The sequence below is a fragment of the Acinetobacter sp. CIP A162 genome, assembly GCF_000367905.1.
Classification (GTDB): domain Bacteria; phylum Pseudomonadota; class Gammaproteobacteria; order Pseudomonadales; family Moraxellaceae; genus Acinetobacter; species Acinetobacter lwoffii.
The window spans coordinates 430,460-444,317 of record NZ_KB849159.1; the positions used below are offsets into that span (position 1 = coordinate 430,460).

A 13,858-nucleotide genomic window follows, 5' to 3' on the forward strand; every position below is an offset into this window, starting at 1 on the left:
AACCCTGCTGTTCTGGCAGGGTTTTCTTATGACTAAAAGAAATTGATGAGAATAAGTTAACTGAATGAAATATGCGTTCTTCATGTTGGGCCTGACATTCAGCCCTTTAAGTTTTTCTAGCGAAATTAATCCAGACATCCAGCATTATATCGCTCAGGCCGAAACTCAGCATCTGGATCAGAGCACTACCTGGCAACGTCTCATGTATGCCAATCCCCAAGGTCATAGCGAGGTTAACTATTCGGGCTATTTCCTGGCAGAGCAGGGAAAAACTGATCTAAAAAAAGAAATGCAGCATAACATTCAGGCTTTATTCCTGAGCGCAGAGCCGAATCAGTCCGTCCGCTGTAAGTTTCCTGCACGCAGCAGCTGGTTAATGCAGCAATTGAATATTTCCGAGCAACAATTGCCTGCGGTCAGTTGCCCGGATTTGGATAAATGGATTGGCGAGGTCAAGCCTTATCAGGCAACCCTGATCTATGCCACGGATTTTATGGGTAATCCCAGCTCGATGTTTGGTCATACCTTGTTGCGTCTGGATCCTAAAGACCAGCAACAACTCAATCTGATTTCTTATGCGGTCAACTATGCTGCGACGGTCGATGGCAATGACAACTGGTCCTTTGCCTGGAAAGGGCTGACCGGACAATATCCGGGTGAATATTCCCTGATGCCATATTACCGCAAGGTCAAAGAATATGGTGACTTTGAAAGCCGGGATTTGTGGGAATATGAATTAAACTTAAGCCCGCAAGAAACCAGATTTTTGGTACAGCATCTCTGGGAAATGCAAAATGTAAGTTTCCCTTATTATTTTATCAATGATAATTGTGCTTATCGCCTGCTGGGGCTATTTGATCTGGTACGTCCCGAGTTAAATCTACAGAAACAGTTTAATTCGACTGCGATTCCGATTGAAACACTGAAAGTCGTAGAACAGCAGGGTTTGATCAAACAGAAAGTTTACCGTCCAGCGCTTGAAACTCAATTGCTGGCTCAATCCAGACAGCATGGCAAAGCGCTGGCAAAAACTGCGCATCAGTTAGCTTATGCAGAAACAGGTGTAATACTTTCAATTTTGCAGCCTTATCCGGCAGAAGATCAGGCCAAAATTCTGGAAATGGCCTATGATCATTTATATCTGGACTTTCTCCGACAAAAAGTCGATGAATCTTTTGTTCAACCACGTTTTCGTAAGTTATTAGGCTTAAGAAGCCAGCTGGATATCGAGAAACAGCGTAAAGCGCCTGAACGTCCAAAAATAGATCCGGTACAAAGCCATCATGCACGCAATATCAGTCTTCAGGCCGGACAGGTTCAGGGTGAATCCTTTGTCCAGCTAGGGCATCGGCAAGCCTATCATGATCTTATCGATCCGCAAGGTGGTTTTCGAACAGGCACACAATTATTGTTTCTAGATGGGGCTTTGCAATATCGTGACAGTGAGCTCAAACTGGAACAGCTTGATCTATTTACCGTCAATTCCTATAACCCGGTCAATCCGTTTAATACGCCATTGTCCTGGGGTTTTAATCTGGGCTGGCAACAGGAGGCACTGGATGCGCATGGCCAGTTTAGTGAAGATGAGCAGCATGGCGTCGCCAGCTTAAAAACTCAGGGCGGTTATAGCTGGGCAAATGCCAGCCGTGAACATCTATGTTATGCACAAATGCAAACTCAGCTACAGGCAGGCAAGGCACTTGATCAAGGCTGGCGCGTAGGTGCAGGCCCTACTGTGGGGTGCCAGAATATCTGGAGCGATCAGATCAACAGTCTGGTGCAGGTGGAACTGCCTTATTGGGAGGATTCGCATCGCTGGCAGCTGAAACTGAATACTGAACTCCAATATGCATTCAATCCACAACATGCACTTCGGCTGTCTTGGGAATATCAGCAACAGCAGTCCAAAGACTGGGATCAATGGAGTCTTGGTTTGATCCGGTATTTTTAAGATTGAGTTAAAACTGATTAGCACTATTCATAAAGTGCTGTGTATCCATGAGGCTACTGTTCGGTTTTCCCTTGTATAAAAAAATTGGCTGGGTTGGGTATAAATAATCTGGTCGATATTTTAGGAAAAATACCTGATATTTGCTATATTTATCACATAATGTGAGTGCAAATTGCAAGGTTTTGGGGAACAGACAGTATGAATAATGAATGCATGGCAAGACTGGCCGAGCAATGGGAACAGATCTGTCAAAATTATTCATCTGATGACTTATTGCATGCCTTTCACTTTATTCAAGATCATTCCCTGATTCTGGTGGAAGAATTCTATAAAAACATGCTCATTGAAAAGGAATCTGCAGAATTCTTTTCTGATGACTTGATTCAACAGCGCTTGCGTGACACTTTAAATGCCTGGCTACTTGAAAGCTTTAGTGTAGGAATTAATAAACGCTATGCCGATGCCGTGCAGAAACAGGCGATGGTGGGGCATGTGCATGCGCGTGTCGGAATTCCGTCCTGGCTGATCATGCGCGGTGTACGTGAAATTGAATCATCCGATGCTGTCCAAGTCTGAGTTCGGTTTATGGTTTATCCATAAAGCCTCTTATGCTTTTACCGGTTCTGATCAGGTCGATTTAATCATTGAACGGATTTATCAAGTCGATGAACTTAATCAAGATATTATGGACTGTACGGACAAAAACAATATGCTGGGACTGATCCAGCAGATCCGTGACTTAAACCGCGAAATTCAGTTGTTGGTAGATCAGTTATTTCAGGTGGCCGAATATATTGAATCAGGTAATGATTCATTGACCCAGTTACTGAATCGCCGTTATTTGAATACGATTATTTCATGTGAAATCACTTTTTCCCGTAAGAATCATACGCCTTTGTCTTTACTTGCCATTGATGCTGATTATTTCAAAAGTATTAATGGCAAATTCGGACATGCAGCAGGTGATCTGGCTTTGAAATTTCTGGCCGAAGCATTGCAAAAATACAGTCAGGGCAGTGATTATGCTTTCCGGGTCGGCGGTGAAGAGTTTTTGCTGTTACTGGTGGATACTGATGAAAAACGTGCCCTCAATATTGCTGAAAGTATTCGTAAATATATTGAAAATGGCATGATTAATTCGGCACAAGGCCAGCAGTTTAAATTTACGGTCAGTATTGGTTGTGTGCTTTATGATGGACATCCGGATTATCAGCGCTTCCTGAATGCGGCAGATTCTGCCTTGTATATGGCGAAGAACAACGGGCGTAACAGAGTCTATATGGCTCATCAGTCCTTGAATCCAGTCGCACAGCCACTCTCTGTTTAAATGAAAGATATTTATCCAGTTGCAGCCTGCTGCTCTATAAATTCCTGAAATTTCTTTTTTTGCTGAAGATATTCGGGATGATTTTTAGCTTCATCCCATTTCTGTTTAAAAATTTTGGCAGCAGCGGCTTTAACAGGATCTTCCTGATTGCGTGGCAGCTCGGAACGGCCATGCGCGCCACTTAAACCTTTTTTGTCTTCCGGAACCGGACCGTCATACTTTTTGCCGCCTTTATGATTGGCATAACGCCGGGCACGGGTAAAACCCATCTGTAAAAACTTGCGTGCCATGTCAGCACCAATAAAATCTCCTTGTTTTAAATAGTCCAAGAAAAGCTGATAGATTTTCTCGCTACTGGCTTGGGCTTTTGCTTCATCTGCAAAGCGCCAGTGTGGCAGGATTTCCGATTTATAAGGCTCAACCAGTAATACACCTTGTTCACCACGGCCAATCCGGTAGAGCTCGGGTCGTTTACGAAAATTAATCTTTGCAAAGTCCAGAGAATAATCAAAACTATTCGAAACTACACGTGACGGACGTTTTGGTGGGGTTACTTTGGCAGATGACTTCATATTCGGCCTTTTCTGAAATTTAAAATGACTCAATATTTCAGCTAATACAAATTATGAAAATGAAAGGCAGGATACAGAAAAGCCCCTGTCTTCTAGAACTAGGGGCTTTCATTTTACTTCGATTTTTTCGAACTGGTCTTCGAGGTTTTAGCCTTGGTTGACTTGCTCTTAGAGGAGCTACTCGACTGCTTTTTAGCAGGCGCCGATTTTTTTGAAGAAGACTTTTTCACTTTAGTGTCGTCTTTACTCTTGTTGCTGCTTTTCGCTTTAGCCGGTTTTTTCGCAGAAGAGGTCTTTTGGTCTTTCGCTTTATCACTCGCTTTTGAGCTCGAATTTTTCTTCGCCTTCACTTTTTCATCTTTGCTGGCATTGTCTTTCTTAGAAGATGCCGCTTTAGATTTACTGCTCGCCGCTTTTTTAGTGACTTTGCGATCACTGTCTTTGTCACTACTCTTATTCGACTTTTTCAGTTTCTCATCTTGGGTCTTTTTAGCAGTTTTTGCTGATTTTTTGCTGTCTTTCGCCTGGTTATTTTTACTATTCGCCATGGTTACTTTCCTTATCATTAAAAATCAATCAGAAAGATATAAAGCGCTTTGCTGTATATCAACTTCAAATTACTTTAATGGGAGAGCGGCAGGATTAAAACTTTATCGTGTATCCAAGTGTAGGCTTGTTGCAAACACAAGCAGGAATTGTTTGAGTTCTAGACTGAAACATAGCAAGTTTTGGGACAGGTCTTTAAACCCTGTTACCAGGTGTTATTTATAGCAAGTGAGCTTTTGAATTAAGTATTGATATCCTCTTCCTTTAAAAGCAAAAAACCCCGAATGATCGAGGCTTTGAGTAACTTATTTTTAAGCTTTAATAATTAATAGCTTTCTGGAACCGCACTTAAAAATTCACGACGTGTTTCTTTGTCGGTTTTAAAATCACCAATAAATGATACCGTACGTGTGGTTGATTCCTGCTTGCCTACACCGCGCATCATCATGCACATGTGCGCAGAATCAATCATTACTGCAACACCGCGTGCTTTGGTGACTTCAGCCACTGCTTCTGCAATTTGCTGAGTCAGATTTTCCTGAATTTGCAAACGGCGTGCAAACATTTCAGTAATGCGGGCAAATTTAGACAGGCCTAAAACATGACCTTCTGGCAAATAGGCGATATGTACGCGGCCATAAAATGGCAATAAGTGATGCTCACATAGCGAATAAAATTCGATGTTTTTGACCAGTACCATTTCACGGTTATCGGAAGGGAAGACCGCCTTGTTGGTCACTTCTTCAAGTGTCTGGCTATAACCCGAGGTTAAATATGAAAATGCTTTCGCAGCGCGCACAGGCGTATCTTTGAGACCAGGGCGATTTAGATCTTCGCCAACGGCAGTAAGAATGTTTGCGTAGGATTGCTGCATAGTCATATGACGTATTCACTTAAACTGAGAATGAACAAGGACGGCATTGTAGCAGAAAACTTTTACAATGCCTTGTTTTGAGGCTAAAACCGTTTACTGTTTGAACTTTGGATTCTTTTCTGCACGTTTGAGCAGAACCAATACCGCACCGGTACCACCTTGCTTTTCAGGTGCACTGACAAAAGCCAAAACATCGCGATGCTGACGCAGCCAGCCGTTCACATAGGTTTTTAAAATCGCTTCCGGACCTTTGCCATGTACGATTTTAATCACGTTCTGGTTTTCATCTTTGGCGATCTGGATAATTTGCAGCACGGCTTGACGCGCTTCTTCCACAGTACAGCCATGCAGATCCACAGCTTCAAACCAGCGCAAGTTACCGGCTTTCAAGTCTTCAAACACTTTATGCTGCAAGGTGGCAATGCGGTAACTCAAGTTGGCCTGACTCCCGACAGGATTGAGCATGGCTTGAGTATCTGATAAAGCCATTGCCTCTGTTTCCATCGGGCCAGTAGCCGCTGCACGCTTTGCCAGGATTTGTGCATCCGGCTTTTTCTTGCGTGGCTTGTCCAGTTGAACCGTATTGCCCGATTCAATTTTTTGCACGCCCTGCATTTGCTTGCGGAATAATTCAAGTTCTTCTAAAGCCTCTTGCTCGACAGTCTTTTCAACAGGTGCAGCAACGACCGCAGGCGTTTGCGGCTGTGTAATTTGCTTCTTAAAAGATTTCAGCAGGTTGTACTGATCTTTAGATAACGAAGAATCGTGTTTACTCATAATGTAAAAACAAGGGAGATACGGAATTTACAAGAATTATAGTCTGAAAATAGACAAAGGAGAACTGAATTGCGTTCATGACATTCGCTGAGGATTTTAAATACGCTCGAGATTCTATGATCTACTTTTTAATATTGAAAATAAAAAAGCCCAATCCTGAGATTGGGCTTTTTAAGTGCTTAGGTAAGTATTTACAACTTTAAACTGCTTCAGGCTCACCAAACAGATCACGGAAAGCATGATCCGGACGTGGCTGTTTCATAAAGCTTTCGCCGACCAAGAAGGCGTGAATATCATGTTCCTGCATCATGGCGACATCGGAAGGGGTTGCAATACCGCTTTCAGTCACCAGCAAGCGTGAAGGATCCAGTAATTTTTTCAAACGAATCGAGGTGTTCAAATCCACATCAAAGGTTTTTAAATTACGGTTATTCACGCCGAGCAAACAACGATCTGAAAGCTTTAAAGCACGGGATAGTTCTTCTTCATCGTGAACTTCAACCAGTACATCCAGATGATGTTCAAATGCAGTTTTGGACATTTCTTCTAACTGCTGGTCAGACAGGCAAGCCACAATTAGCAAGATACAGTCTGCATGCAGGGCACGTGCTTCGATGACCCCATAAGGATCGATCAGAAAGTCTTTGCGCAGTGCAGGCAGGTCGCAATGTGAACGGGCAATCTGAATATTGTCATCATGTCCTTGGAAAAAGTCTACATCGGTCAGCACCGATAAACAGGCTGCGCCTGCCTCCTGATACTGTGCTGCAATTTCCGCAGGGTTAAAGTTCTCGCGAATAATGCCCTTAGATGGCGAAGCTTTCTTAATTTCAGCAATGACACCCGGACGTTTCGACACTAAAGACCGGGCAAAACCACGCACAGGTGATGCACCTTGTGCCAGTTCTTCCAGATCTTTATAGCTTTTCTGCTTTAAACGTAGGGCAAATTCTTCTTTTTTACGGTCAACAATTTTGCCTAAAATTGTATTTGCGATATCCACCATGATCAAAATCCCTGACCGAATTAAGCTTCGTAATGTTTAATAGTTTTGGTAAATTCAGACAGTACACTCATTTTCTCAAGTGCCTGACCGCCATAGATAATGTCATGTGCCAGCGCAACACCTTGCTTATAGCTGCTGGTCAAACCGGAGACATAAATACCTGCGCCGGCATTCAGCGCGATCATATTGGCGGCTTTATCGCCGATGTCTGATTTTTTCTTGCCCAGTGCATCTTTGATTAAAGCCAGACTTTGCGCAGAATCTTCCACAATCAGTCCGGTCAGAGTTTGCGATTCAATATCGACCGATTCAGGAATAATTTCCCATTCGGTGACTTCGCCATTTTTCAGTTCAGCAACATGAGTTGAAGAGGCTATACTGATTTCATCCAGACCATCACGTGAATGTACTACCATCACATGTTCAGCACCGAGCTGTTTCATAACTTCGGCAATTGGACGGCAGAGTTCATTGGAAAATACGCCAATGACCAGACGTTGTACGCCAGCCGGATTGGTTAAAGGACCGAGCAGGTTGAAAATGCTGCGAATCCCCAATTCTTTACGTGGGCCGATTGCATATTTCATGGCTTGATGATGATTCGGTGCAAACAGGAAGCCGACACCGACATCACGGATACAGCGTTCAGTCTGCTGCATATTCAGGTCCAGATTAATCCCGGCCTGTTCCAGCAAATCTGACGAACCTGATTTGGTCGAAACGCCGCGGTTACCATGTTTGGCAATGGTTGCACCCGCTGCTGCGATCACGAATGCAGAGGCAGTAGAAACGTTAAACAGGTTTTGACCGTCACCGCCTGTGCCGACGATATCGACCAGATAAGGAATGTCACTGACATCAATTTTAGTGGCAAGTTCACGCATGACACGTGCAGCTGCGGTAATCTCATCAATGCTTTCGCCTTTAAGACGTAAGCCCATCAGCAGGGCACCAATCTGGGCATCGGTCGTTTCACCTGACATGATGGCACGCATCACGTCTTGCATTTGATCCTGAGTCAGGTGAATGTTTTTAGTAATATTGCTTAAAGCTTGTTGAATATTCATAAGGTGTTCTTAGGCATAAATTTCGAGAAAGTTTTTAAAGATTTGATGACCATGCTGGCTCAGAATCGATTCGGGATGGAACTGCACGCCTTCGACCGGCAATGTCTTATGTTTCACACCCATAATTTCTTCCATAGAGCCGTCAGCTTCATTGGTCCAGCAGGTCACTTCCAGACATTCGGGCAAGGTGGCTTGATCAATCACCAGTGAATGATAGCGCGTTGCAGGAAATGGAGAAGGGAGATTGCTGAAAATCCCGGTATCACTGTGGTACATATCAGACAGACGGCCATGCATGACACGTTTGGCACGCACGATATCACCGCCAAATGCCTGACCAATACTTTGATGACCAAGACAAACGCCCAGTAAAGGAATTTTTCCAGCAAAATGCTGAATCGCAGGAATAGAAATCCCTGCCTCACTTGGCGAGCATGGGCCGGGGCCAATCACTAAATACTTGGGTTGCCATCGCTCTATATCTTCCAATGTCACGGCATCATTACGGACTACTTTTACTTCTTGATTCAGTTCGCCAAAATATTGGACGATGTTATAAGTAAAGGAGTCATAGTTGTCGATCATGAGAAGCATATCGCACGTAACCTCTTGAAAATTGTGAAAATGAGCATCTTTATTTCTAATCGTTACTCACTATGTTACTCACTTTTAGAAAAGTGACTGATTTTGCAGGCATTAAAAAGCCGCTCAATCAAGCGGCTACTTTACCAGTTTTTGAATGCCTTGTGACAACTTCGTTCACATAACTATTTAGGTAGTAACTTCGTGGACCATCTTTGCTTGGCTGGTCAATTTCTCCTTTTTTGATCCTGTCATATAAAGTTGGTTCGCTCATGTTCATGCGCTTGGCAAATTCCTTGATACTCACTCGGCGCTCATCCTGATTTGCCATTGCTCTTTTAAGCTCCTGCATTTCATCAAAAATGGCTTGGAGTAAATTGTGCTCAGCTTCAGTTCCCATCTAAGACACCTCCTTTAAGCTTTGAACTACTGATTCCGGCAACCCAAAAAAATCATTTAGAGTTTTATCAAATTCACCGCTTTCAATGAATTGATCCATCAGGTTTACTTGCTTATCGATATGGCTATCTTCACAAGGCTCACATGGTTTTTGAATATCAATCAATTTTATTCTCCCGATCCATTTACCATAGCTTGGTAAACTTGAAGAGCAGGGTGTCGGAATAGTCTCTCTCCCAGTGGTGCATTTTCATTAAGGCATTCAGAATTAGCTTTAGTGCCTCTTTGGATCATTGCTTCAGTTGGTTCTTTTGGTACTAAAACAAACCCTTCAGGCACCGCTTGGGCTTTACTTTTTGCACAAGCCAACCACGCGTACCACCGCTGGTTCATAAGGTGAACATACTCGACCTCTGTGTCGCTAACATTGTTTTTGCGCCACATAAACTGTTCTGTTTCTTCATTGAATTGGATTTTTCGAGAATCACCTTTGTAATTCACATAAACATTAAGAAACGCTTCTTTTTCTTTCTGAATATCCATCACACCACCTTCACATCTAAATAATCAGGGTTATCCAGATGTTCTTCATATTCATGAAATAACACCTGACATGCTGCATTACCTGTTAAATCACTTTTTAAAAACACATAGCTCAAAGTTTTACGTGTACCTTTTCCGGTAAATGTAGAACTGCCATCTGCAAGCTCTTTCTTTGAATAACCCAGCTTTTCAAGCCACAACTTAAAGCCCACTTGATGTTTCTTTTTAATTCTGAAGATCATCTGTACCCCCAGTTGCTTGCAAAATCCTGTAGGCAATCATCAATACCGAATAGGTTGATATTGCGGTAGGTCCGGATCCGACCCTTGTACTGCACAAGCAGTACTCGGGTCGTAGATGAGTAGGAGTAACTCATGAAGCCTCCCCAGTTTCAGCAGCTTGAATCAAGGCATCTTTGCGCTGTGCATACAGGCTAAGTAGTTCCTGATGATCAGCTGGAAGTAATTTAGCTGCAGGTATTGCTGGTGCCAGTCGTTCTAAAGTTTCAACTGAATCCATGTCATAGATTCGATTGATCAAAACCTGCTTCTTCTTTTTGTAGAACAGATCGATAGAGGCACTACCATGCTCAGCACTTTCCACTGCTGCTTGTTTGCGTGCAGTGTTTTCAATTTGATCAATCAAACTTGGTTGCGCGACTTCAATGACTTCTTCTGCGATTGGTTCAGGTTCAGCCTTAGGCGTGTATTGTTCAGGATCCAGCTCAAGCAATTTATCTTCGGTAAGCTTGCATAAGTGCTGTTGATATTTTTGATCTAAGTGTCCATTGGCCAGAAATACGTGACGGAATGAAAGAACGTCATCGGCCTTAGTAAACTGGGCAATTTGAGCTGTAAACTTTTCAACAAGCTTTACCGGGTCGGTTTCAATTGAATCCTCTTCAGTTTCTGCAACTGGAGCTTCAGTATTAACTGTGGATTCTTGCTCTACGACCTCAACAAGTTGAACTATCTCTGGCTCAGGCTGTTTTTCAATATCTGGTACAGCATCACCTGGGCCAGCTGGAATGCCAGGCTGCTCAGTATCTTCCTTGGCTTTTCGACTACGACGTTTCTTTTCAGGCTTTTCCTCACCGCCAAGTCGTACAACCAGGCAATCACCACTTAATTCACGGCCTAAAACCTTAGATATTGCTTGTAATTGAAGCTTTGCATTTTCAGCATCATATTGTACAAATCCATTATTGATGGATTCTATGAGTGCTGTACAGGTCATCTTGCCGAACTCAACAACATAGATAGATGAACCATATGTGTTGATGACATAGATATCTTGACCTTCACGAATATCATCAAGAGTCAAAGGCTTGGTAAATGTAATACCAGCCAGTTCCATGGTTTCAATCTTGATGCAGAACTCATAGCCTGGCATAGCGAAAATCGTAGCCGGGAATTGAGACAGATCATCAAAATCCATTAACTCATCAGCAGCACGGCACATGATATTGCGGCCAGCCATCATTGCTTCAAAAGCTTCTTTGCTATTTAAAATTTTCATGCTGTCATTGCTCCCTTCGCTACTTGTTCTATTTCATTTTTTACAGCTTCAAATTTAGAAGCTTCTATTTGGTTGAGAGCATCAAGCCCTAAGTGTTCACATACTGTTTTTGCATCAAGGCCACAGGTATCGATGAAATCCTGCAGATCGGCCAGCTGCTCATCAGAAATGCCATTGAACTCTGGTGGATCTGTCCATGCATTGCGCTGTCTATCGAATATGCACTTCATTTCCAGAGCACGACGAACCAGCTCGGCACGCATATTCTTGTAATACAGATGAGTGTCTTCAAGGGACTGAGTGAGCTGATTTAGATCACTCGCATACTGGGCCTCACCACAGCTTTGTACCCAGTTTTCTAGATCTTCTTGAGCCTTGATTGCGGCCAATTGATCTGGTGTCAGGGTATTGATATGGTCCTTAGCCTGTTTGATAAGATCGGCCAGAAATGTAGGGCTGGTCTTTAGATCCGGCACCCATACCTCACCAGTTTCACCACCTAAACCACCTGCATTTTTGGCATGGTGAGTGGGGCATGGTCTAAAGCTAATTACCCGGGCATTTTTACCTTCACCAGTAGTGACTGTGGTCAAATAGCCCATGATGTCAGCAATGCGATAAAGCTCATTTCGGTTTTTACCACCCAGATCAGGACGATAAATTACCTGGTCACCGCTTTGATCTTCAGAAGCGTGAGCAATAAACACCACATCCTTTCCAGATGCGATCAGAGTGTTCACATACTGTTTAAAGATGTTGTTGGCCAAACCCTGGGCTTTAAGCTTTAACGATCCATCTTTCTGTTTATTGGTCGCATTGAGCATTAAATGGGTTTTGATGCTTTCAAGCATTGCACCGACGGTATCAATCACAATGGTGTTATACGGTTCAAGATCGGCCATTGTTAGGTTTGCAACATCAGACCACTGGTGAGCCTGAACTACAGCACCGCGACGAAGCTCACCAGTACGGTGGGAACCCTTGTCAAAGTCGAATGAAATAGCCTTATCACCAGTAAAGCCGATAGAGGTTTTACCCAAGCCTGGATCTGCATACAGGTAAACAATAATTGCCTGAACTAGCAGCGCTTGATTCGCTGGAATAATATTAATCGCCATCTCAACGTGCTCCTGCAGGACGGTTATTACGCTTAAAGTTCTTATAGTCTTCCGATGCAAAGAAGCCGGTACTTTCTAAAACTTGATGACGCTTGTTTTTGCGCATAGCAACACGCGCATTTTCCAGTCCATCTAAAATCCATTTCGGAGTAAGGGATTTATCCATCTTCCTCAATGAGCCGTCCGGCTGAATGGAATAGATAGTTGTGTTGCAGAAATAGTCAGCAATAGTTCCTGAGCTTTTGACACGTAGGGCAAAATAGCTCGCCCGGGTTTTACCCACTCGATAGATTTCAAGTCCCTCAAAGGTCTTGATGTATTCAGAGAAGTAACGATGAGTTGAGTTGAACTCAATCGGCATTGGCACTACAGGTAGCTCATCTGCTTTGAATTGCAGGAAGCCGGTATAAAGGTCTACAAAATTAATTTGAGTTCGATCATTTAGAGGAGACCAGTCATCAGAGCCGCATTCACACCAGTAGACCGATTGACCATTCAAAAGCGCCTCAAAGATTTGATCAGCAGAATTTAAAATCATGACTGAACCTCCACCAGACGGTGCTTCATGATGTAGCCGGCGATCATTGAATTGATTTCGCGGTGATCTTGATGATCAGTGAAGTCGTTATATGGATTGCCATTAGCATCGAACACCTTGATTTCACCTAGTTCAACGACTTCTATATTTGTGAATTCGGAACCTGGTACACCGTAATCATCCGGGTGTGCTTCAACTTCAAATGAAGTGATTTCCAAACGGAAACCATCCAGATTTACGACAGCTTCACCGTGTACATCGTCGAGCATCTTTAAAGAGACGATTCCATATTCAGATTGAATATTTTGAGCTGGTGCTACCTGGTCAGTACCAAAGTCAGCAAGATGAGCAAATGCCAAGGCGCTTACAGTTAAGGCAGCGGTAAACAGAGTTACCTTGAAGCTATTGTGTGGAGTTAATTTTGTGTTCATAATAATTTCACTCAGTAGGGTGATGGGTCACGCTCCAGGTTGTTACAGCAACGCTGGGGCTTCTTTTTACTTAATAATTAAAGCATACTTTAATAAATGAGTTATGTAAAGCATACTTTAATTATATTTATAAACTTTGCTTTAACTTATGCTTTAATAGACAAAAGAAAACCCATCACAGGGATGGGTTGTCCTACAACAATAATCTTATTTTTTGTATTCAGTAATACTGATAGGTTTGTCTTTCATAAACTCTACAATACCTTCACCAGCTTTGAAGTGAATTGAAACACCATCATTATTGGCTAAACGCATACCACTTCCTGAAATAGCTCGCTTAAGGTGATAAACCTTGCCAGAATTATCTGTCATTTCTGCAGTTTCAAAATTATCCGAAGATTTCAATTCAACTGTAAGATCCATTGGACCAGTAAAGTTAATTACCTGAGTTTCAGTTGCAGTATTGCTCACAACTTTTTCTTGCACTACTTCGTTTTTTTGATTTGAAGTACAGCCAGTAATCGCTAATCCTAACAATGCTGCGCCTAACAGATATTTCATTGAGACTTACCTTTCTATTTATGAATCATAGGTATCATTATACTAATT

17 protein-coding genes and 1 pseudogene are annotated in these 13,858 nt (G+C 42.8%); 2 read left to right on the plus strand and 16 right to left on the minus strand.

What is annotated here, in order from left to right:
• Positions 1 to 64: 64 nt before the first annotated feature.
• Both F995_RS08310 and F995_RS08315 read left to right on the plus strand, forming a co-directional pair.
• Positions 65 to 1,951 carry an Lnb N-terminal periplasmic domain-containing protein gene (locus F995_RS08310; protein ID WP_004646391.1) on the plus strand — a complete coding sequence of 629 codons (1,887 nt, stop codon included), beginning with the start codon at positions 65 to 67 and terminating at the stop codon, positions 1,949 to 1,951.
• A 198-nt stretch (positions 1,952 to 2,149) separates the two neighbouring features.
• Positions 2,150 to 3,278, plus strand: a pseudogene (locus tag F995_RS08315) (GGDEF domain-containing protein).
• 11 nt (positions 3,279 to 3,289) lie between these two features.
• Here the strand turns inward: F995_RS08315 and F995_RS08320 are convergent.
• The 16 genes from F995_RS08320 to F995_RS08390 all read right to left on the minus strand — a co-directional run bounded on the left by F995_RS08320 (position 3,290) and on the right by F995_RS08390 (position 13,810).
• Complete coding sequence (locus F995_RS08320) at positions 3,290 to 3,850, minus strand: DUF4385 domain-containing protein (protein WP_004646395.1); 561 nt, start codon at positions 3,848 to 3,850, stop codon at positions 3,290 to 3,292.
• A 113-nt stretch (positions 3,851 to 3,963) separates the two neighbouring features.
• Positions 3,964 to 4,398 (minus strand): hypothetical protein, encoded by a 435-nt coding sequence (locus tag F995_RS08325; protein ID WP_004646396.1) that lies wholly within the window; start codon positions 4,396 to 4,398, stop codon positions 3,964 to 3,966.
• 323 nt (positions 4,399 to 4,721) lie between these two features.
• Entirely contained in the window at positions 4,722 to 5,270 is a 549-nt protein-coding gene (gene folE / locus F995_RS08330; protein WP_004730181.1) for a GTP cyclohydrolase I FolE, read from the minus strand.
• A gap of 93 nt (positions 5,271 to 5,363) precedes the next feature.
• Positions 5,364 to 6,047, minus strand: coding sequence for a Smr/MutS family protein (locus F995_RS08335; protein ID WP_004646397.1), 684 nt, complete (start codon positions 6,045 to 6,047; stop codon positions 5,364 to 5,366).
• A 199-nt stretch (positions 6,048 to 6,246) separates the two neighbouring features.
• Positions 6,247 to 7,053, minus strand: a complete 807-nt coding sequence (gene trpC / locus F995_RS08340) for an indole-3-glycerol phosphate synthase TrpC (RefSeq protein WP_004646398.1) — start codon at positions 7,051 to 7,053, stop codon at positions 6,247 to 6,249.
• Between the two features lie 20 nt (positions 7,054 to 7,073).
• Positions 7,074 to 8,120: an anthranilate phosphoribosyltransferase gene (gene trpD, locus F995_RS08345; RefSeq protein ID WP_004646399.1), complete on the minus strand. Its 1,047-nt coding sequence runs from the start codon at positions 8,118 to 8,120 to the stop codon at positions 7,074 to 7,076.
• Positions 8,121 to 8,129: 9 nt separating this feature from the next.
• Positions 8,130 to 8,714 carry an anthranilate synthase component II gene (locus F995_RS08350; protein ID WP_004646400.1) on the minus strand — a complete coding sequence of 195 codons (585 nt, stop codon included), beginning with the start codon at positions 8,712 to 8,714 and terminating at the stop codon, positions 8,130 to 8,132.
• Between the two features lie 118 nt (positions 8,715 to 8,832).
• Positions 8,833 to 9,102 (minus strand): helix-turn-helix transcriptional regulator, encoded by a 270-nt coding sequence (locus F995_RS08355; protein WP_004646401.1) that lies wholly within the window; start codon positions 9,100 to 9,102, stop codon positions 8,833 to 8,835.
• Positions 9,103 to 9,267, minus strand: a complete 165-nt coding sequence (locus tag F995_RS16790; protein WP_004646402.1) for a hypothetical protein — start codon at positions 9,265 to 9,267, stop codon at positions 9,103 to 9,105. It lies immediately after the preceding gene.
• Between the two features lie 2 nt (positions 9,268 to 9,269).
• Positions 9,270 to 9,644 (minus strand): hypothetical protein, encoded by a 375-nt coding sequence (locus tag F995_RS08360; protein WP_004646404.1) that lies wholly within the window; start codon positions 9,642 to 9,644, stop codon positions 9,270 to 9,272.
• Complete coding sequence (locus F995_RS08365; protein WP_004646405.1) at positions 9,644 to 9,886, minus strand: hypothetical protein; 243 nt, start codon at positions 9,884 to 9,886, stop codon at positions 9,644 to 9,646. The genes F995_RS08360 and F995_RS08365 overlap by 1 nt, the downstream gene beginning before the upstream one ends.
• 130 nt (positions 9,887 to 10,016) lie before the next feature.
• On the minus strand, positions 10,017 to 11,162 hold the full coding sequence (locus tag F995_RS08370; protein ID WP_004646406.1) for a hypothetical protein: 1,146 nt from the start codon (positions 11,160 to 11,162) through the stop codon (positions 10,017 to 10,019).
• Positions 11,159 to 12,280 carry an ATP-binding protein gene (locus F995_RS08375; protein WP_004646407.1) on the minus strand — a complete coding sequence of 374 codons (1,122 nt, stop codon included), beginning with the start codon at positions 12,278 to 12,280 and terminating at the stop codon, positions 11,159 to 11,161. Before F995_RS08375 ends, F995_RS08370 begins: the two co-directional genes overlap by 4 nt.
• A 1-nt stretch (position 12,281) precedes the next feature.
• The gene (locus F995_RS08380) at positions 12,282 to 12,818 is read right to left on the minus strand and encodes a hypothetical protein (RefSeq protein ID WP_004646409.1); all 537 of its coding nucleotides are present in this window, start codon (positions 12,816 to 12,818) and stop codon (positions 12,282 to 12,284) included.
• The gene (locus tag F995_RS08385) at positions 12,815 to 13,249 is read right to left on the minus strand and encodes a hypothetical protein (RefSeq protein ID WP_004646410.1); all 435 of its coding nucleotides are present in this window, start codon (positions 13,247 to 13,249) and stop codon (positions 12,815 to 12,817) included. The genes F995_RS08380 and F995_RS08385 overlap by 4 nt, the downstream gene beginning before the upstream one ends.
• A 207-nt stretch (positions 13,250 to 13,456) precedes the next feature.
• Positions 13,457 to 13,810: a hypothetical protein gene (locus F995_RS08390; RefSeq protein WP_004646411.1), complete on the minus strand. Its 354-nt coding sequence runs from the start codon at positions 13,808 to 13,810 to the stop codon at positions 13,457 to 13,459.
• Positions 13,811 to 13,858: the final 48 nt, after the last annotated feature.